Origin of the sequence: Endobacterium cereale (genome assembly GCF_009617585.1) — a bacterium.
GTDB classification, from domain to species: domain Bacteria; phylum Pseudomonadota; class Alphaproteobacteria; order Rhizobiales; family Rhizobiaceae; genus Neorhizobium; species Neorhizobium cereale.
Genome location: NZ_WIXI01000049.1, coordinates 298505 through 317356 on the forward strand (window position 1 = coordinate 298505; position 18852 = coordinate 317356).

The following is an 18852-nucleotide window of genomic DNA, read 5'->3' on the forward strand; positions in this document are numbered from 1 at the left end:
ATGGCGGATCTTTCGAGTTTGCGCCACCTCCCCTCGGTGGACCAGATTCTCAAAGCCCCGGAAACGGCGCCGCTTCTGGATACCTATGGCCGCGCCACCGTCACCGACGTTTTGCGCACGCTTCTCGACGAAATCCGCACAGCCATGCGCGGCGGCGCGCCTCTGCCGGATGTCGCCGCTATTCTCGCCTCGCTGACCAGCAAACTCGAATATCACGATCGCTCCAACCTGCGCCCGCTGATCAATCTCACCGGCACCGTGCTGCACACCAATCTCGGCCGCGCGCTGCTGGCCGAGGAAGCGGTGAAGGCCGCCGTTGATGCCATGCGCGAGGCCGCGGCGCTTGAATTCGACCTCGACACCGGCAAGCGCGGCGAACGCGACAGCCATCTGCGCGAGCTTCTGTGCGAACTGACCGGCGCCGAAGACGCCACCATCGTCAACAACAATGCTGCCGCCGTGCTGATCGCGTTGAACGCCGTTGGTGCCGGCCGTCAGGCCATTGTCTCGCGGGGCGAACTGATCGAAATCGGCGGCGCATTCCGCATGCCCGACATCATGGAACGCGCCGGCGTCCAACTGGTCGAAGTCGGCACCACCAACCGCACCCACCCAAAAGATTACCGCAATGCCATCCGTGAAGAGACGGCGCTGATCCTGAAAGTGCACACATCCAACTACCGTATCGAGGGTTTTACGGCCGAAGTTTCGGGCGCGGAACTGGCCAAGATCGCGAAAGATGCAGACATTGCTCTGTTGAACGATCTCGGCTCCGGCACGCTGGTCGACCTCTCCCAATACGGCCTTGCCCGCGAACCGACAGTGCGCGAGGCGGTGGCTGAAGGCGCGGATCTCGTCACCTTCTCCGGCGACAAACTGCTCGGAGGCCCGCAGGCCGGTTTCATCGTCGGCCGCCGCGACCTGATCGCCGAGATCAACCGCAACCCGCTGAAAAGGGCGCTGCGCGTTGACAAGATCCGCATCGCCGCCCTCGCCGCAACGCTTAAACTTTATCGCGATCCGGATCGCCTCGGCCAACGCCTGCCGACCTTGCGCATGCTGTCGCGCCGCCAGAGCGACATTGCCGAACAGGCCGAACGCCTGTTGCCGCACGTCTCCGAGACGCTGGCAAAATTCGGCTACGCGGTGGAAACCTGCCGCTGCGCCAGCCAGATCGGCTCCGGCGCGCTCCCGGTGGATACGATACCGAGCGCGGGACTGCGCATCGGACACACCAGCGGCGGCGCTCTCGAAAAGCTGGCCGCAGTGTTTCGCGCCTTGCCCCGCCCCATCCTCGGGCACATCCGCGATGGTGCCTTGATCCTCGACCTGCGCTGCCTCAACGATGAAACCGCCCTTCTCTCCAGCCTTTCGCATGTGAATGCCAATGCGCTGGCTTGATCGCTTTTTCCGCAGCACCACAGTGCCGACTGATCGAACGCAGCAGACAGCCACAACAGGCCATGCAGGCGTATCCGACAATGCCGCAGATGCCGGGCCAACTGGTTCGCCCCGGCCATCCATGTCACCCGACACTGCGCTTGCCCAGATGAACGCCGCCCTCACCGCCGCCAAAGCCGGCGATTACGACACGGCCCTTGCCCTATGGGAGCCGCTCGCCCGCGCCGGCAATGCCCGTGCGCAAAACAATATCGGCGCCTGTTTTGCCGAAGGTCTGGGCGTGCCTTCCGACCGGCCGTTGGCGCTGAGGTGGCTGACACTCTCCGCAGACGCCGGTGATCCCGTCGGCCAGCGCAACTGCGCCGCCTTCCACATGCAGGGCAGCGATGCGACCGGTTCCGATGCCGATCCGGCCAAGGCCGCAAAACTCTATCGCCTTGCCGCCGAACAGGGTGATGCACCCTCGCAGGACATGCTGAGCTGGCTGTTGCTCGAAGGCGAGATAATCCCCTCCGATCGGGCTGAAGCCAAACTCTGGGCCGAACGCGCAGCCGAAGGCGGTGTTGCCGCCTCGATGACGCGTCTCGGCATGCTCTATCACAACGCCATCGGCGTGGACCGCGACCCGGATAAGGCCGTGTTCTGGTGGCGCAAGGGGGCGGAAGGCGGTGATGCCGACGCGCAGGCCATGCTGGGTGCTGCCTGCCATATGGGTGCCGGAACGCAGGTTGATCGCATCGCTGCTCTCGCTTGGCTGATCCGTGCCATGCATGGTGGCAGCGCTCTTGCCCAACCGTTCCTCAATCCCGTTCGCGAAAACCTGTCAGCCGCGGATATAGCGGAAGCAGAACGCCGCGCCCGTCTGCCGCTTGTTGAGATGATCATGGCAGGAGATGAATCATGATTTTTGACGGCAAAGGTTCTGCAGACACCTGCACATCGGGTGATCACCTCGCGCAAAAACCGGCGACGGCCAAACGCCGTGCAAAACGGTCTCTTTCGGCGATGATCGCGGGGAGCAACCCATGATTATCGGCACAGCCGGCCATATCGACCACGGCAAGACGACGCTGGTGAAAGCGCTGACCGGCACCGATGCCGACCGCCTGAAGGAAGAAAAGGCGCGCGGCATCACCATCGATCTCGGTTTTGCCTATGCCAGATTTGCCGGCGATGCCGTCACCGGTTTTATCGACGTGCCCGGCCATGAAAAGTTCATTCACACCATGCTGGCCGGTGCCGGCGGCATCGATTATGCGCTGCTGGTGATCGCAGCCGACGACGGCATCAAGCCGCAGGCACGCGAACATCTTGCCATTCTCGACCTTCTCGGCATTTCTCGAGGCATCGTCGCTCTCACCAAGGCCGATCTGGTTGATGCCGACCGCCTGACCGTCGTCACCAACGATATTCGCGCCTTGCTCGTCCCGACACGGCTGAGAGACATCGACATCCTGCCCGTGTCGGCCGCGACGGGTCAAGGGATCGAAGAGCTGAAATCCATCCTTGCCGAAGCCGAGCGCAACACGGTCGAAACCGCCACGGAAGGCCGGTTCCGTCTCGCCGTCGACCGTTCCTTCACGCTATCGGGCGCCGGCACCGTCGTCACCGGCACGGTATTGTCCGGCTCGGTTGCGATCGGCGATACCGTCACCGTCTCGCCCGCCGGCCTCCTCGCCCGCGTCCGCTCCATCCACGCCCAAAACATGGCTGTCGAACGCGGTTTTGCCGGCCAGCGCTGCGCCCTCAACGTTGCCGGCGAGGCGATTGCCAAGGACGCCATCCATCGCGGCGACATGGTGGTCGATCCCGCCCTGCACGCCCCGACCGAACGCATCGACGCCGAGCTTACCGTTCTCGCCAGCGAACCAAAAGCTATTGGCCAATGGTTTTCTGCCCGCTTTCATCATGAAAGCGTCGAGGCCGGTGTTCGCATCGTGCCGCTCGAAGGTCCGGTCGCGCCCGGCGACACCGCGCGTGTGCAGCTCGTGCTGGACCGCCCGATTGCCGCCGCCGTCGGCGACCGCTTCATTCTCCGCGATGTCTCTGCCCAGCGCACGATCGGCGGCGGCGCCTTGATCGACCTGCGCCCGCCGGCCAGAAAACGTCGCACTCCCGAACGGCTAGAACAACTGACGGCAGCAGCCAAACCCACGTCTGCCGAACAACTGTCCGCCCTCATCGATACCGCCCCCTATCTGGTCGATCTCAACACATTTGGCCGCGACCGAGCGATGTCGCCGCAGCAATTGAATGCCGCGATGGCAGCAGCCGGCATCGTGCTGGTCGAAGCTTCCGGCATTGCCTATGCCATGTCGGCAAAAAACCGCGCTGCCTTTACGACACAACTCACCGACCTGCTGACGGCTTTCCACACGGAAAACCCGGAACTGCAGGGTCAGGGCCGCGAGCGCCTGCGCATGGCGATGACACCCCGCCTGCCCGCCCCCGCTTTCCTTGCCGTCATGCGTACAGAGACGGCAGCAGAAAACATCGTGCTCGAGGGCGCTTTCGTGCGCCTGCCCGGCCACATCGCCCAGTTGGGCGAAACGGAAGAAGCGCTTTACGCCGAAATCCTGCCGCATCTCACCGGTGAGAACCGTTTTCGCCCGCCGCGCGTGCGCGATTTTGTTGAACTGATCGGCGGCGATGAACGCGAGATCAGGCGTGTCCTAAAACTCTGCGCCCGGCTCGGCCGCGTCGACCAGATCCGCCACGATCACTTTTTTACCCGCTCGACGACAGCTGAGATGGTGGAGATCATTCGCGAAATCGCAGTCGAAGCGGAACATGGCGAATTCCAAGCCGGCGCCTTCCGCGACCGTGTGACGAGCGGTCGAAAGGTTGCCATCGAGATCCTCGACTTTTTCGACCGACATGGTGTAACGCTTCGGCGAGGCGATCTTCGCCGCATCAATCCGCATCGGCTCGATCTGTTCGGCCCGTCCGTTCCTGATGCTGATAATGGAAGAGATTCGTCCCCGGTGGGGCGTCCGGACTTCAAATCCGGGTGGGGCAGCGACGCTGTCTTGGGTGGGTTCGACTCCCATTCTCTTCCGCCATCAGGAGAAAGATCGTGAGCAATCCTTCCGCCGAGACCGACTTCGACGACTGGGTGATCGACACTTATGCGGATGCCGGTTCCTTCACCATGCTGTTCATTCTGGTATCGATCAGCGAGACCAGGGTCGAACTGCTGCGCTCCGCCTATCTGCATGTGGTGGGTGATGAATTGCGCTGGCCGGACATGGCAAAGCTGTTTGCCGGTGCGGGTGTAAACTGGTCCGGCGTCGTCTTTTACCGCGCCGGCCGCGAAGGACTTGTCGAGGACAGGCAAGCCAAGTCACGCCTTGCGTCGCTCGTGCGCAAGCTGGATGAAGACCGCTCGCTAATCCGCGATGGCGAGTTTTTTAATGAAGACGGGTTGCGGTTGATGATCGAGGAAATCAAGCCGAATTGATTGGCGGAGGTTGGGGGCTGCCCCTCATCCGCCTGCCGGCACCTTCTCCCCGCAGGTGGGGAGAAGGAAAATCCTGGCACCGCTTCGCCTAAATCCAAGACATCGAATATGGCAAGTCCCCTCTCCCCGCCTGCGGGGAGAGGGTTAGGGTGAGGGGCAAACCCCATCCCATATTCCAGAAATCAGGCCGCGATTTCCTTCGAGGAAATCGAATAGGCAAACGTCTTCGGGCTCAGGCAATCCACTTCACCGCGCGACGTCAGCGCTGCCGGATACATGAAGAAGTTTTGGCGGATCTCATTTCCCGGAAGTGTGATGTCACGCGCCGTGTTGTAACCGATCCAGTTCATTTCCCAATTGCCGAAAGCTTTCTGGCGGAAAGCCTGCACGGCATCGTTTTCCAATGGCAGCTTTTCTTCCAGCACGACCTTGCGGACATCTGCCGGATCGACCGGCACCCAGCCCTGGCCTTGGAGATAAACTTCGGCGCGACAGTGCTGCGCACCGGTAATGTCGCCGGCACGGCCGAGTGCCTTGAACTGGTCCGAGGTGGCGACACGTACGCCAAAAACATCGCGGGCGGGCAGGCCGGCGGCGCGGGCAAGTGCCGTGTAGAGGCTGTTGATGTCGGCGCATTTGCCGCCGAAATAGCCGGTTTCCAGCATGTCCTTGACATTGCCGACACCACAACCCGCAATATTGGCATCGCGAAACGTGTTTTCGACAACCCAGTTGTAAATGGCGCGGGCCTTGTCCTCGTCCTTCTCGCGAGTGCCGATGATATTCATCGCCGTGTCCTTGACGATGCCGTCGATCGGCGCACTTGCCGTGCCGACAAGCGCGGCATCGAGTTCCGCCTGCTCAACGGCCACACCGTCAGCCTTGCGGTTGCGGGTCTGGATCGTCTGGGTGAATTCGATCGTGCGCTTGCCATCGGTCTGCCATTCGGCGGAGAGGATATCGGCGCCTGACGTGGCGTCCTTCTTCATCTCGACCTGCTTTGAGTCCGACGTCCAGTGCGGCGCCGATGCTTTCTGGTATTCGCCGGCCGACTGGGCAACAGGCAGCCAGAGCTTTGCAGGACCGGTGACGTCGGTCAGATCGACCTTGGTGGTGACTTCAAATGTGCGCCATGCAGTCGTATCGGACACCTTGTCGGCGGCAAAAACCGGATTTGCGCCGCGTGAAATAAAGGCGGCGGCAACGGATGCCGTAGCGGCATGGCCAAGAAAACGGCGGCGGTTCAACATGATGGTCCAACTCCTGTCGGCTGCACATTGCCACCAAAAACCACGAGGGTTTTCGCCAACGTCCATATACAGCGGAAATAGCGATATTATATCGCTTTGCCATACTCCCTTTGTCGCTGTCGGGGAAACAGGAATTGCCCTCATCAAGCAATTTTGACGCAGACGTCAGCAGTTTGCGGTCGTCTTATCCGGCTCTGATTTCGGCATGGGCATGGTGAGATCGAGACCGCGCGCCGTCGGGGGCTGCCAGGTCTTCGATTCCGGCAGCGCCCCTTGTGGATTGGTGCTGGTATGCTGGCCACCCGTGCCGCCGGTCCAGCCGGTGGACCCGGTATTGCCGGGCGCGGTGCCGGCGGCTGAATCCGTATCGGCGGGCGTCGCAGCTTCGGCCTCGCCAGCAGCATTGCAGGCGACGTTGCTTTCAAGACTCTGGGTCGAAGGTGGTGTGCCCGGGGCGCTGGTCTGGGCGGCCCCAGGCGCGGCCGCCAACATCAGCACCAGGGCAGGCGCCGTCGCACCAGCCAGAAAAGTCAGGGTTTTCAATCGGGATACGGGCATGGGGAACCTCCATCAGTTCCTTTCCAAACGCCCGCACCCACAAGCTTGTTCCTTCAAAGCGCTGCTCAGCCGTCGACGATTATTCCGGCAGATCCCTCTTCCACCGTGCCGACGATCGATGCGAGCGGATAACCGGCAGCCCGTATCTCTTCAACCAGTGCATCAGCCCTGTCTGCCGAGACCGAAACCAGAAGCCCACCCGAAGTCTGCGGATCGGCCAGCAGCATACGCTGCCATTCCGGCATGCCTTCCGGCAACGTGATCGCCTCCCCATAACTGGCCCAGTTGCGACCCGAAGCGCCGGTGATGAACCCTTGCTGCGCCAGTTCTTCCGCCTTGGTGAGAAACGGAATGTCAGCAAGCTTCAGCCGCAGCGTCAAGCCGGAGGCGCGTGCCATTTCCAGCCCGTGGCCGAGAATACCAAAACCCGTGACGTCGGTGATCGCGTGCACTTGCCGGTTGGCCGCAAGCTCGGTACCCACCTCGTTAAGCAGCGTCGTGGAAGCGATCATCTCGTCATAAGCGGCGGTCGGCAGTGCGTTCTTCTTGATCGCCGAGGAATAGATGCCGATACCGATGCCCTTGGTCAGGATCAGCTTGTCACCCGCTTTCGCACCGCCATTGCGGCGCACCTGGCTCGGATGGCAGATGCCGATGACGGCCAGCCCGTAGATCGGCTCGACGCTGTCGATCGAATGGCCGCCGGCAACCGGGATGCCGGCGGTGGAACAGATGGCCGCGCCACCTTCCAGGATCTTGCCGATGGTTTCCGGTGCCAGCTTGTTGATCGGCATCCCTAAAATGGCGAGCGCGAGGATCGGCTTGCCGCCCATGGCATAAACGTCGGAAATGGCATTGGCGGCGGCGATACGGCCGAATTCGTAAGGGTCATCCACCATTGGCATGAAAAAATCGGTGGTGGCGATCACGCAGGTATTGTCGTCGATCTGCCAGACAGCGGCGTCATCGGCCATCTCGTTGCCGACGAGCAGTTGCGCAAACGGCTGTGCGGCCGGCTGACCTGCCAGCAGTTTCTGCAGAACGGCGGGCGCCAGCTTGCAGCCGCAGCCACCGCCATGCGCCAGTTCGGTCAAACGGAAGGATGTTTCTGCCATAATATCGCTCCCGAGCCATTCATGGCTCGCTTATTCCGTGGCACTTCGAACCGCGAACCGACATCGAAGCCCAAGTTTGGCTCTATCATCCGAACGATCGTCCTGTCAGCGAAAACCGATCGCCTGACACGATTTTGAATGCAGTCGCATCGCCGAATCGGCACAGAAAAAGGGAGGGCCGCATGGCAGCCCTCCCCCAACTCATTTGATCATGTCAGCCGGATTTCATTGACCCGGCAGAGGAAAATCAGAACTCGGTCCAGTTCTGCTCCACGGCCACGGCAGCATTGCCGTTAAAGGCGCTGGCCACCTTGCGCACCATGGAACGGGCCGGAGAAGCAACCGGCGCATCCTGCCGGCTGGCGACGCGGGCGAGCTGCGCTTCACCCAGCTTGAACTGAGCAAGAAGCTCGTTCAGCGAGGCAACCTCGCGGGCAAGGCCATGGCTGGCGGCGGTCTGTTCTTCCACCATCGCCGCGTTCTTCTGGGTTTCCTGGTCCATCGAGTTGACGGCGGTGTTGATCTGCTGGAGGCCGGTGGACTGTTCCTGCGCGCTTTCGACGATCGCCGCCACGTGACGGTTGATCTCCTGAACTTCGACCACGATCTTTTCCAGCGCCGTACCGGTCGCACCGACCAGATCGACGCCCTCCTGAACCTGCACGTTCGAAGTGGTGATCAGCGTCTTGATCTCCTTCGCCGCATTGGCGGAACGCTGAGCAAGCTCACGCACTTCCTGTGCAACGACCGCAAACCCCTTGCCCGCTTCACCAGCACGCGCCGCTTCAACGCCTGCGTTCAGAGCAAGCAGGTTGGTCTGGAAGGCGATATCGTCGATCACGCCGATGATATTGCCGATCTCGCTCGAAGATTTTTCGATTTTCTCCATGGCGATGACAGCCCGGCGAACGACTTCACCGGAATGCTCGGCTTCCTGGCGGGTGCGCGACACCAGCGCACCGGCTTCCTGCGCACGCTTGGTCGAATCCTTCACCGTGGTGGTGATCTCTTCGAGAGCGGCAGCCGTTTCCTCCACGGCCGCTGCCTGCTGTTCGGTACGCTTGGCCAAGTCGTCGGCGGCAGCCTTGATCTCGTTGGCACCGGCATCAATGCCGCGAGCATTGTTGGCAACACTCTTCAACGCATCCTGCAGCTTGGCGGCAGAGGCGTTGAAGTCCGTGCGCACACCATCCAGCGAAGCCGCAAAACCGTGATCGATGCGATAGGCGACGTTGCCGTCAGACAGTTGCGACAGGCCGGTCGCCAGATTGTCGACTGCGAATTTGACGTCAGCGGATTCCTTGGCCTTGGCGGCTTCGCGCTCGATGCGCTCCTGCTCAGACAGCGAGCGATTGGCAGCCGCTTGCTTTTCAAGGTTGATGCGCTCTATGGCATTGTCGCGGAACACGGCAACGGCTTCGGCCATCTGACCGACCTCGTCCTTGCGCTCCAGCCCGGCGATCCCTTCTGCCGTCTCCCCACCGGCAAGAGAAATCATCCGCTGCTGCAGGCGTGCGATCGGCCCGGAAATGCCGCGCGAGGCCACGAACAGCGAAGCAACAATGGCCGCCAGAAAGATCACGCCGAGGCTGGCCAAAAGCGTGGTGATGGTGCTGCTGACGGAGGTGCTGATCGCATCCGCTTCCGCAATGACTGCCTTGGTGTTGGCGATGTTCCAGTCGCGCAGATCGTCACGCAGCTTGCCGATATCCGGATCGACGCCGGCCATGATAGCCTTTGCTTCGGCAAGTTTTCCGTCGTTGATCATCGCCACAGCCTTGTCCGTCTCGGCCGTGATGGCGCGGGCACGGTTTTCAAAAGCATCGAGCGTGGCGGACTGTTCCGGAATGAGCTTCTTGGCACTGGCGAAGCGCGCAAAAACGGCGCCCTTGCCGCTCTCATAGTTCTTGGCAACATAGGCGCGGAAGTCGGCCGCGCTGTCATAGGTCATCAGCTGATAGGCGCTGTAAGCCACAGAGTTGATGGAGGTTGCGGCGCGGGAAACGTCCGTCGCGGCCACATTGTCCTTTGCGATGAAGGCATAATAGCGATCGTCGGAGCTGCTATAATTGTAGGACAGGACGCCGACACCGGCGATCCCGACAAAACAGATCGGCAAGATCAGGGACAGTATTTTCGTGCGGATTTTCGCGTTGGATAGAAAAGACATGGCACACCACGGGGCGGGCGAGCACCGTGACGCCGCACGGAAACTCGCAAGGTGAAGGGAAATTTTTGAAAGCTGACATCGCGCTGGAACGAGCCAATCATCGGCTCGCGCAGACGCTAGAAGCAAGATGATTAATCGCAGATTAAATCAGGTTTTAATCAAACGAAAAAAGTTGAATCGCTGACGATTTCTCGGGAAACAATATATCGAAAGTGGCACAGAAAGCCGAAAACACCCTCATTGAGAGCATTTCGGTATTTCACCAGCTTACATCCGGAAAGGCATTCAATGGCAATTTCAGGTAGCGCCTGCCATCGTCTTCCGGCTCAGGCAAAGCCCCTGCATTGAGATTGACCTGCAGGGCATGCAAGAGGAGTTTCGGGAATGGCAATGTTGCATCACGCTCCTTGCGGGCTGTGATAAAATCGGCACCCATTCCCTGCAGATGGATGTTATTTTCCTTCTGCTCGGCAACCGTACTTTCCCAGAGGGGCGCGCGGCCGTCGGGACAATAATCATGGCCGGTGAACAACCGCGTCTCATCCGGCAGCGCAAGGATCTTCTCGATCGATGCCCACAGCGTCTCCGCACTGCCGCCGGGGAAATCGGCACGCGCCGAACCACTGTCGGGCATGAACAGCGTATCGTGGATAAAGGCGGCATCGCCAATCAGATAGGTGATCGAGGCCAGCGTATGCCCCGGCGAATGGATGACCTCCACCTCCATCTCGCCGATCGCAAAACGCTCGCCATCGACAAACAGCCGGTCCCATTGCGAACCATCACCGGCAAGGCCGGGCATGTTGTAGAGCTTGCGCCACAACGCCTGCACCTTCACCACCTCGGCGCCGATCGCCGTCGGCACACCGGTCTTTTCCTTGAGGTAGCTGGCGGCCGAAAAATGATCGGCATGCGGATGGGTGTCGAGAATCCATTGCAGGGTAAAACCCTGCTCCGCGATATAGGCAAGGATGGCATCGGCGTGGCGGGTCGCCGTCGAACCGGACTTTTCATCGTAATCCAGCACCGGGTCGATGATCGCACAGGCATGCGTCTTCGGGCAGGCAACAACGTACTGAATGCTGCCGGTGCGTTCGTCGTAAAAACCCTTGACCAGCGGATGTGCCGGAACCGTCATGCGTATGCCCTTCTTTATTTCCGCCATATCCCTAACCGATTGGCCTGAAAATCGGAACCCGCCTGCATAAACGCAAAAGGCCCCGACAAGCGGGGCCTTCGCATGCATTCATGACAACAATTAGAGCGCCAGGCCCGGAGCCATCTTCACTTCGCCGGCAGGTGCCGCCGGCTTGCTGTAGGCGGCCGGATCCATGGCAGGCGATGCGATGGCAAGCTGCAGGCGCTCTTCTGTCGCCGCCCATTCCTTGGCCAGCATGTCCGGGTTTTCGTTCAGCTTCTGACCGTAGCTCGGAACGATCGCATGCACGCGCTCCTGCCATTCCGGCGTCTTGAGCTTGTCCGGGAACACCTTCTTCAAGACGTCGAGCATGATCGGGGCAGCGGTGGAAGCCCCCGGGGATGCACCGAGAAGAGCGGCAATCGTCCGGTCCTCGGAAGCGACGATTTCGGTCCCGAGCTTGAGAATGCCACCCTTTTCCGCGTCGTTCTTGATGATCTGCACGCGCTGGCCAGCCTGCCAGTAACGCCAGTCTTCAGCCTTGGCATTGGGGAAATAGACCTTGAGCGCATTCAGACGGTCTTCGTCCGACATCATCAGCTGACCGGCAAGATACTGCACGAGGTTGAACTCATTGGTGCCGACCTGCAGCATCGGCCAGATGTTTTCGAGCGTGACGGAGGCCGGCAGATCGAACAGCGAGCCTTCCTTCAGGAATTTTGTCGAGAAGGTTGCGAACGGTCCGAACAGGATGTGGCGCTTGCCGTCGAATACGCGCGTATCAAGATGCGGCACCGACATCGGCGGCGCACCGGTTTCCGCCTGGCCATAAGCCTTGGCGAGGTGCTGATCGACAATTTCCGGGTTGTCGCAGACGAGGAAGGAACCGCCGACCGGGAAACCGGCATAAGCGTCGCCTTCCGGAATGCCGGACATCTGCAGAAGCGGCAGCGCGCCGCCGCCAGCGCCGAGGAACACGAACTTCGCCTTCACCATGGTGGACGAACCGTCCTTGGTGTTGGTGTAGCTGACGCTCCAGGTGCCGTCGTCGTTTTTGACGATATCCTCGACTTCCGAGGAGGTGCGCAGGGTGAACTGCTGCTGGCTCTTCAGGTGAGCGACATACTGGCGGGTGATCTCGCCAAAGTTGACGTCGGTGCCGAGCGGGCTCCAGGTGACGGCCAGCTTCTGGTTCGGATCGCGGCCTTCCATCATCAGCGGAACCCACTTGGCGATCTGCGCGTGGTCGTTCGAGAACTGCATGCCGGCGAACAGCGGGCTTGCCTTCAGTGCTTCATAACGCTTGGCCAGGAATTCGGTATTGGCATCACCCCAGACGAAACTCATGTGCGGGGTCGAATTGATGAACGAACGCGGGTTCTTCAGAACGCCCATGTCGATCTGATGCGACAGGAACTGGCGGGTCACCTGGAACCACTCGTTGATCTCGATCGCCTTGGTGATGTTGACATTGCCCTTGGCGTCCATCGGCGAGTAGTTCAGTTCGGCAAGCGCCGAGTGGCCGGTGCCGGCATTGTTCCAGCCGTTGGAGCTTTCCATGGCAACGTCGTCAAGACGTTCGATCATCTCGATCTTCCAGGTCGGCTCGAGCTGCGACAGCAGAACGCCGAGCGTCGAACTCATGATGCCGCCACCAATCAGCAGCACGTCGACAACACCGTCGGAACCCTGTTCCTGCGCCCAGGAAGGCATGGCGCTGACACCGATCGCAGCAGCGCCCGTCGCGGCGGAACCAAGCAACTGACGGCGGTTCAGCATCAGGTGACTGTTGGTGGACATCTTTTTGTTTTTGGAAGGCATGAAGCACCTCGGTTGATGAGCCGCCGGACGGGTGCCTTCGGAGCAGACGAGCAAGCGACATGTGGGCGCGCGACGTCTTGTCGCGCAGTGGTCGCGTGGGGGTTTGCGCCTTCAAATTGACAAACGCCATTAAATTGGAATTTAAGAAATCACGCAGAAGCCAGGGCTGGATTGGATTTCAATTGTCATCGATCGGCAGTAAACAGCCGCAATCACCACCGCACGATCTGACAGGGCAAGAATCTGCTGCGTGAACTGAAGCAACGCCGTCACAGTATTGTGCATCGGCATCATGAAGGCGGCGACCTCGCGGCGCTGCAGACCGAAGCCGGGAACACACGATGACCAAGGTCGTTCTGATCGAGGATGACGCAGATACCGCACAGGATATCTGCGCAGAACTGAGAGACTCCGGTTACATCGTGGACTGGGCGGAAGATGGGCTGACCGGGCTTGAGCGTGCTCGTGCGGCGGATGCCGACGTGCTGGTCATTGACCGCATGTTGCCCGGCATGGATGGCCTTGCCGTCATCGACACGCTGCGCCGGGAAAAAATCCGCACGCCGGTTCTGGTCCTGAGTGCGCTCGGCGCCGTAAACGACCGCGTCAAAGGTTTGCGCGCCGGCGGCGACGATTACCTTACCAAACCCTTTGCCGTACTTGAACTTGTTGCCCGCATCGAAGCGCTTCTGCGCCGTCCGGCCGATACTGCAGCCAAAACGCTGCGGGTTGGCCCTCTTGAAATCGACCTGATCGAACGCAGCGCCAATCGAGCCGGCCGCGAGATCGAGCTCCTGCCACGCGAATATAAGCTGCTCGAATACATGATGCGCCATTGTGAACAGTTGCTCACCCGCGCCATGCTGTTCGAAGAGGTGTGGAAATACAAGTTCGTGCCGGATTCGAACCTCGTGGACGTGCATATGGGCCGCCTGCGCCGCAAGGTCGATGTTTCCGGCGAGGCCCCGATGATTTCCAATATCCGTGGAGAGGGCTTTGTTCTTCGCGCGCCTGATTGACTGGATCTGGAACTCGACATTTCGTTACACGGTCGCGCTGTTCATCGCGATCGGCGCGACGATCATGCTCAGCCTCACGTTTGCTTATGTCACGACCAGCCGCGAGCTGGTGTCCTTTCTCGACAGCCTGATCATCCAGGAATCGGACGCGATGGTGGCTCAGTCCCGACAGGGACTGCTGACACAATACGAGGAAAGGCTGCGACAGGACCCGCGTCGTTACAAACCGGCAGGGCTGTTTACCGCCGACGGCAAACGCATTTCCGGCAATATCCGCCAATGGCCGCCGGGCCTTGAAATCGATCGCGCCCCGATCCAGGTGGATATCGATCGCGCCGATCCCGACCTGCAGATGATCCAGCCGTCCCGGGCCCTGGCTCGCAGGCTTGCCGACGGCAACATTCTTGTTGTCGGCTGGAGTACGAAGGACAACGAACAGACGGCCTCGGTGGTGCGGCGCGGGCTGATCTTCGGTCTTCTGCCGGCCTTCCTTCTCGGTCTTGCCGCTTCTCTTCTGTTTGCCGTCCGATCACAGCGGCGCATTCGCGAGATGCAGAAGCGCGCCGCAGACATCGTCGCCGGCGATTTTTCAAAGCGGCTTCAGACCCGCAACAGCGAGGACCCGCTCGACAAGCTGGCGCAGATCGTCAACGGCATGCTCGACGAAATCCAGACATTGGTCGAAAACCTCGCGGCAATCGGCGACGATATCGCCCATGATCTGAGGACGCCGCTCGCCCGCGTACGCATCGGGCTGGAACGCGCCCGCCACAGCGCCACTTCGGAAGAAGAGTTTCAGGCCGCCACCGACCGCGCCATATCAGGCGTCGATCATGCCATTTCCATCATCACCGCGCTCCTGCGCATACGCGAGATCGAACAAACCCGTCGTTTCCAGGCTTTTGGCAGCGTCGATCTGGCCGAAATACTCACCGAGGTCGGCGAACTCTATGAGCCGTTTGCCGAGGAGAAGCAGCTGGCGCTGACCGTCCACACCGATATGCAAACCAGCGTACAGGGCGATCGCGACCTCCTGTTCGAGGCCGTCGCCAATCTTGTCGACAATGCCGTAAAATACACACCCGAAGGCGGCCGGATCGATGTTGCGCTGGTATCCGAGAGCGGCCACACACTGATCCGCGTAAAAGACACCGGGCCGGGTATTGCCGAAAACGAACGCGAACTCCTGGCCCAACGCTTCTACCGCTCCGATCGCAGCCGTCACACCAAAGGGCTTGGCCTCGGCCTTACGCTGGTATCGGCCATCGTCAAGCTGCACGGGTTCCGGTTCGAGATACGCCCGGGTGACGGGTTCACTGCAGAGATTGTGTTGCCGCCTGACGGCGTCGAGTGCGACAAGGGCTGAACTTTCTCTGGGCTGCCAAGGGATGCGCCCCATACCTACCGGGACAGCGCAATCACCATCTCATGCCACGCGACGCCACCATGATCCGAATCCGATGGCTTCACATAACGGTAGCCGAACTTTTCGTAGAGCCCGACATGGCTCTCCCGGCACATCAGGTGGATGGTCTTCTTGCCCATCGCCTGCATGCGCGCGATAAATTCCCGCATCAGCAACGCGGCATAACCTTTCCCCTGCTCTGCCGGATCGACCACGACCGACATGATCACGACATTGTCCGCATCCGGATCGTGCCCGACCAGTTCCTTGAACGCCTCGTCGGACATCACGACGTTTTCGGCGCAGCCGCTGTTGATGAAACCGACGATGTTGCCGCCGACCTCCAGCATAAGAAAGCCCTGAGGATATTGATTGATGCGCAGCGCGATCTTTTCCTGCGTTGCAGCCTCATCGCCCTCGTAAGCAGAACTCTCGATTTCATAACAACGCTCGGCATCCGCCGGCACGGCATCGCGAAACTGGGGTCCAGTCGTCACTTGCGCACCAGAACGCCCGCTTCGACGGCCGCGGCCACAAAGGCCTGACGCGCATCCTCATCCGGGCGCTTGCCCTTGGAGACATCGGCGCAGATCAGCAACGCCTTGTCGAGCGCCGGCTCGTCCTCGATCGGCCAATCCTCGATCATGGCCCAGGAGGCCGCCTGTGTCGTCTCGATCGAGGTTTCGACCGGCGGTTCGCCGATGATCACGACAACCGGTTTGCTCCAGGGCTTCTGCATAGTCTCAATTCCCGTTCTGAAAGTCGCCCCTCATAGAACGGTTCAGCGACGAATGTAATCGGGAAACTCGGCGCTGATCACATCGATGATGGAAAGCGTGCCGGACAAATGTTTTCTCAAGGCCGCCGTCGCCACATCTGCCTTGCCGGACCGGATCCCTTCAACGATCGCTTCATGATCGGCCAGCACCGTTTGCATCTTGCCGGGCATGGGCAGGTTCAACCGCCGCAGCCGGTCCAGATGTACGCTTTGGCGACGCACATTGACCCACAGCTGCTCGATACCCGTGCGCTCATAAAGGTGGCGATGAAACTCGCGATCTATCTCGTCGAACCTGTCGTAGGTATCAGGCGTCGCAACGGCCCGCTGGCGGAGCAGGATTTCGGAAAGCTCAGTTGCCGTCACGGCAGCCCGTTCCTCTGTCAGTCGCCGCACCGCCTCCAGTTCGATCGATAGCCGCAGAAACTGTGCCTGGCGGGCATGGCCCACATCGATCTTGGCAACCACTGTGGCATATTGCGGATATACATCGACCATGCCCTCTTCCTGCAACCGCATCAGCGCGTCGCGAACCGGCGTCTGGCTGACCCCGAATTCCAACTGCAGCGATGCACGGGATAAAACCGTCCCCGGCACCAGCTCGACCCGCAATATCCGTTCCCGCAGAATCTCGTGCACCTGCAGTGCCACCTGCCGCGATCGATCCAGCTGCCCACCCCTGATCATGCCACTCATCTATGCTTCCAACCCGATTTCTTCGCTGGTCACTACAGCATAAAAACGGGGTTGATGCACTGATGTTTTAGTGCTTCAATGCAATTATCCGCTTTGGGAGTAAGGCGGCCAGCCGGGCCGGGAGGGCCCGCACATCCTTGGGAGGATTACCATGCGACTGCTTATCGGCGGCGTGACCGCGCTTGCCATGGCTCTGGGGCTTGCCTGTCCGAGCCAGGCTCAGGACAAGACCAATCTGTCGATCACACGCCAGCCGGGCATTCTTTACCTGGCCAGCCACGTGATGGAGACCCAGAAGCTCATCGAGAAACAGGCCGCGAAGGACGGCCTCGAGGGCGTCACCGTCGAGTGGCGGACCTTCAGCGGCGGCGGCGCCCAGACCGACGCCCTGCTGGCCGGCAATGTCGATGTCGTCAATACGGGCACCGGCAATCTTCTGCTTCTGTGGGATCGCACCCGCGGCAAGGTCAAGGGCATCATCACCAGCTCGGCGCAACCGGTCATCTTCGTGTCAAACGATCCGAACGTGAAATCGCTCAAGGACATCAAGCAGACCGACAAGGTCGCCGTTCCGACCGTGGGCGTTTCCACCCAGGCGATCCTTTTGCAGATGGCTGCCGCCAAGCTGTATGGCGAGGATCAGGTCAAGAAGTTCGATCCGAACACGGTGCAGCTCGGCCATCCCGACGCGGTGGCGGCCATTGCCAATCCCAACCATGAAGTGAAGAACCACTTCTCCGCTCCGCCTTTTCAGTATGTCGAACTGAAACAGAAGGGCGTTCACAAGGTCACTGACTCGCGGGAAATCCTCGGCGGCGCGCTCACCCAGGCGACCTTCTTCACCACGACGCAGTTCGCCGAAGCCAATCCGAAACTGGTCAAGGCGCTGCGCACGGCAACCGAAGAAGCAGTCGCTTTCATCAAGAAGGACCCGAAGGCAGCACTCGAAGCCTACAAAAGCGTTTCGGGCGACAAGACCAGCCTCGACGATCTTCTCGCCATGCTGAAGGAACCCGGCATGGACGAATGGCGCACCGACCCGCAGGGCACGATGAAATTTGCCGAACATCTCCACAAGATCGGCACGCTGAAAAGCATGCCAAAAGCATGGACGGACTACTACCTGCCTGACAGCGCTTATCTGAACGGCAACTGACGGCCGCATCGAAACCGCAGCGGCGCCCGTCGCCGCTGCCCCTTTTGACCGGAGCAAGTTCCATGATGCAGGCAACCGTTGCCAGGGCAGAGCCGATCGTACCGGCGCCCGAAAAGGCCCCTCTTCTTTCCGTTGATCGCGTCACGCTGCGCTACAAGACACCCAATCTTCTGATCACCGCGACCGAGGACGTCAGTTTCGACGTCCGCCAATCCGACCGTTTCGTGCTGCTCGGCCCTTCCGGCTGCGGCAAGTCCACGCTGCTGAAGGCCGTCGGCGGCTACATGACGCCATCATCCGGCAGCATCCATATCAACGGCCGTCAGGTGAAGTGTCCCGGGCCGGACCGCATGATGGTGTTCCAGGAATTCGACCAGCTGATGCCGTGGAAAACGGTGCTGGAAAACGTCATGTTCCCGCTTCTCGTCGCCCGCAAGATGCCGAAGGCGGAAGCCGAAGCGCTGGCGCGTGAATACATTGACAAGGTGAAACTTACTCGGGCCATTGATGCCTATCCGCACACGCTGTCGGGCGGCATGAAGCAGCGCGTGGCGATTGCCCGCGGCATGGCCATGCAGCCGGATATCCTGCTGATGGACGAACCGTTCGCAGCGCTCGATGCACTCACCCGCCGGCAGATGCAGGACGAATTGCTGCAGCTGTGGGAGGACACAAAGTTTACCGTCATCTTCGTCACCCATTCGATCGCCGAGGCGATCAAGATTTCCAACCGGATCCTGCTGCTTTCGCCGCATCCCGGCCGGGTCAAGGCGGAGGTCGTCGATGTCGACAAGGTCAGCCATGAGGATGGCAGTGCCGCGGCACTCGAACGCGACATCCACAATCTCCTGTTCTCCCACGAGACCGGCCACAAGGAATAAAGCC

At 60.6% G+C, this 18852-nt stretch carries 16 protein-coding genes, 1 tRNA gene and 1 pseudogene; 9 read left to right on the forward strand and 9 right to left on the reverse strand.

The genetic code is table 11. The features are described from left to right. The 5 genes and pseudogenes from selA to GAO09_RS23325 all read left to right on the forward strand — a co-directional run bounded on the left by selA (window position 1) and on the right by GAO09_RS23325 (window position 4861). Window positions 1–1401 (forward strand): L-seryl-tRNA(Sec) selenium transferase, encoded by a 1401-nt coding sequence (gene selA, locus GAO09_RS23305; protein ID WP_153358230.1) that lies wholly within the window; start codon window positions 1–3, stop codon window positions 1399–1401. A gap of 121 nt (window positions 1402–1522) precedes the next feature. Then, entirely contained in the window at window positions 1523–2305 is a 783-nt protein-coding gene (locus GAO09_RS23310) for a tetratricopeptide repeat protein (RefSeq protein WP_235938424.1), read from the forward strand. A gap of 121 nt (window positions 2306–2426) precedes the next feature. Further along, a pseudogene (gene selB / locus GAO09_RS23315) lies at window positions 2427–4343 on the forward strand (selenocysteine-specific translation elongation factor); the annotation flags it as partial. 24 nt (window positions 4344–4367) lie between these two features. Then, window positions 4368–4463, forward strand: a tRNA-Sec gene (locus tag GAO09_RS23320). A gap of 14 nt (window positions 4464–4477) precedes the next feature. After that, on the forward strand, window positions 4478–4861 hold the full coding sequence (locus GAO09_RS23325; protein WP_235938400.1) for a hypothetical protein: 384 nt from the start codon (window positions 4478–4480) through the stop codon (window positions 4859–4861). 182 nt (window positions 4862–5043) lie between these two features. Here the strand turns inward: GAO09_RS23325 and GAO09_RS23330 are convergent, their stop codons facing one another. From GAO09_RS23330 to mqo, 6 genes are all read right to left on the reverse strand, one after another. Next, complete coding sequence (locus GAO09_RS23330) at window positions 5044–6111, reverse strand: transglutaminase-like domain-containing protein (RefSeq protein ID WP_153358234.1); 1068 nt, start codon at window positions 6109–6111, stop codon at window positions 5044–5046. 165 nt (window positions 6112–6276) lie between these two features. Next, entirely contained in the window at window positions 6277–6669 is a 393-nt protein-coding gene (locus GAO09_RS30135; RefSeq protein WP_153358236.1) for a hypothetical protein, read from the reverse strand. Window positions 6670–6734: 65 nt separating this feature from the next. Next, entirely contained in the window at window positions 6735–7784 is a 1050-nt protein-coding gene (selD, locus tag GAO09_RS23340; protein WP_153358238.1) for a selenide, water dikinase SelD, read from the reverse strand. A gap of 247 nt (window positions 7785–8031) precedes the next feature. Beyond that, window positions 8032–9954 carry a methyl-accepting chemotaxis protein gene (locus GAO09_RS23345; protein WP_153358240.1) on the reverse strand — a complete coding sequence of 641 codons (1923 nt, stop codon included), beginning with the start codon at window positions 9952–9954 and terminating at the stop codon, window positions 8032–8034. 259 nt (window positions 9955–10213) lie between these two features. Beyond that, window positions 10214–11119 carry an MBL fold metallo-hydrolase gene (locus GAO09_RS23350; protein ID WP_235938403.1) on the reverse strand — a complete coding sequence of 302 codons (906 nt, stop codon included), beginning with the start codon at window positions 11117–11119 and terminating at the stop codon, window positions 10214–10216. A gap of 93 nt (window positions 11120–11212) precedes the next feature. Further along, window positions 11213–12913, reverse strand: coding sequence for a malate dehydrogenase (quinone) (mqo, locus tag GAO09_RS23355; RefSeq protein WP_153358244.1), 1701 nt, complete (start codon window positions 12911–12913; stop codon window positions 11213–11215). Window positions 12914–13254: 341 nt separating this feature from the next. On the opposite strand from mqo, the gene GAO09_RS23360 reads away from it, so the two are divergent. Then, window positions 13255–13932, forward strand: coding sequence for a response regulator transcription factor (locus GAO09_RS23360; RefSeq protein ID WP_153358246.1), 678 nt, complete (start codon window positions 13255–13257; stop codon window positions 13930–13932). Then, window positions 13910–15298, forward strand: a complete 1389-nt coding sequence (locus GAO09_RS23365) for a sensor histidine kinase (protein ID WP_235938404.1) — start codon at window positions 13910–13912, stop codon at window positions 15296–15298. The genes GAO09_RS23360 and GAO09_RS23365 overlap by 23 nt, the downstream gene beginning before the upstream one ends. A gap of 35 nt (window positions 15299–15333) precedes the next feature. Here the strand turns inward: GAO09_RS23365 and GAO09_RS23370 are convergent, their stop codons facing one another. From GAO09_RS23370 to GAO09_RS23380, 3 genes are read right to left on the reverse strand one after another with little or no spacing between them, the layout of a single operon-like run. Beyond that, window positions 15334–15834 carry a GNAT family N-acetyltransferase gene (locus GAO09_RS23370; protein WP_324185050.1) on the reverse strand — a complete coding sequence of 167 codons (501 nt, stop codon included), beginning with the start codon at window positions 15832–15834 and terminating at the stop codon, window positions 15334–15336. Then, entirely contained in the window at window positions 15831–16076 is a 246-nt protein-coding gene (locus tag GAO09_RS23375; RefSeq protein WP_153358247.1) for a DUF982 domain-containing protein, read from the reverse strand. The genes GAO09_RS23370 and GAO09_RS23375 overlap by 4 nt, the downstream gene beginning before the upstream one ends. Window positions 16077–16118: 42 nt before the next feature. Then, window positions 16119–16811 carry a GntR family transcriptional regulator gene (locus GAO09_RS23380; protein ID WP_153358249.1) on the reverse strand — a complete coding sequence of 231 codons (693 nt, stop codon included), beginning with the start codon at window positions 16809–16811 and terminating at the stop codon, window positions 16119–16121. A gap of 151 nt (window positions 16812–16962) precedes the next feature. Here GAO09_RS23380 and GAO09_RS23385 point away from each other — a divergent pair, with 151 nt between their 5' ends. Together GAO09_RS23385 and GAO09_RS23390 are read left to right on the forward strand one after the other, a co-directional pair. Beyond that, window positions 16963–17967 (forward strand): ABC transporter substrate-binding protein, encoded by a 1005-nt coding sequence (locus tag GAO09_RS23385; RefSeq protein ID WP_153358252.1) that lies wholly within the window; start codon window positions 16963–16965, stop codon window positions 17965–17967. 62 nt (window positions 17968–18029) lie between these two features. Beyond that, window positions 18030–18848 carry an ABC transporter ATP-binding protein gene (locus GAO09_RS23390; RefSeq protein ID WP_209018808.1) on the forward strand — a complete coding sequence of 273 codons (819 nt, stop codon included), beginning with the start codon at window positions 18030–18032 and terminating at the stop codon, window positions 18846–18848. Window positions 18849–18852: the final 4 nt, after the last annotated feature.

What these genes read in the sequence shown, in the direction of transcription:
- GAO09_RS23380 (WP_153358249.1), bottom strand. Translation starts at nt 16,811, where the DNA reads ATGAGTGGCATGATCAGGGGTGGGCAGCTGGATCGATCGCGGCAGGTG.
- GAO09_RS23360 (WP_153358246.1), top strand. Translation starts at nt 13,255, where the DNA reads ATGACCAAGGTCGTTCTGATCGAGGATGACGCAGATACCGCACAGGAT.
- GAO09_RS23375 (WP_153358247.1), bottom strand. Translation starts at nt 16,076, where the DNA reads ATGCAGAAGCCCTGGAGCAAACCGGTTGTCGTGATCATCGGCGAACCG.
- GAO09_RS23310 (WP_235938424.1), top strand. Translation starts at nt 1,523, where the DNA reads ATGTCACCCGACACTGCGCTTGCCCAGATGAACGCCGCCCTCACCGCC.
- GAO09_RS23330 (WP_153358234.1), bottom strand. Translation starts at nt 6,111, where the DNA reads ATGTTGAACCGCCGCCGTTTTCTTGGCCATGCCGCTACGGCATCCGTT.
- GAO09_RS23390 (WP_209018808.1), top strand. Translation starts at nt 18,030, where the DNA reads ATGATGCAGGCAACCGTTGCCAGGGCAGAGCCGATCGTACCGGCGCCC.
- selD (WP_153358238.1), bottom strand. Translation starts at nt 7,784, where the DNA reads ATGGCAGAAACATCCTTCCGTTTGACCGAACTGGCGCATGGCGGTGGC.
- selA (WP_153358230.1), top strand. Translation starts at nt 1, where the DNA reads ATGGCGGATCTTTCGAGTTTGCGCCACCTCCCCTCGGTGGACCAGATT.
- GAO09_RS23350 (WP_235938403.1), bottom strand. Translation starts at nt 11,119, where the DNA reads ATGGCGGAAATAAAGAAGGGCATACGCATGACGGTTCCGGCACATCCG.
- GAO09_RS23385 (WP_153358252.1), top strand. Translation starts at nt 16,963, where the DNA reads ATGCGACTGCTTATCGGCGGCGTGACCGCGCTTGCCATGGCTCTGGGG.
- GAO09_RS30135 (WP_153358236.1), bottom strand. Translation starts at nt 6,669, where the DNA reads ATGCCCGTATCCCGATTGAAAACCCTGACTTTTCTGGCTGGTGCGACG.
- mqo (WP_153358244.1), bottom strand. Translation starts at nt 12,913, where the DNA reads ATGCCTTCCAAAAACAAAAAGATGTCCACCAACAGTCACCTGATGCTG.
- GAO09_RS23345 (WP_153358240.1), bottom strand. Translation starts at nt 9,954, where the DNA reads ATGTCTTTTCTATCCAACGCGAAAATCCGCACGAAAATACTGTCCCTG.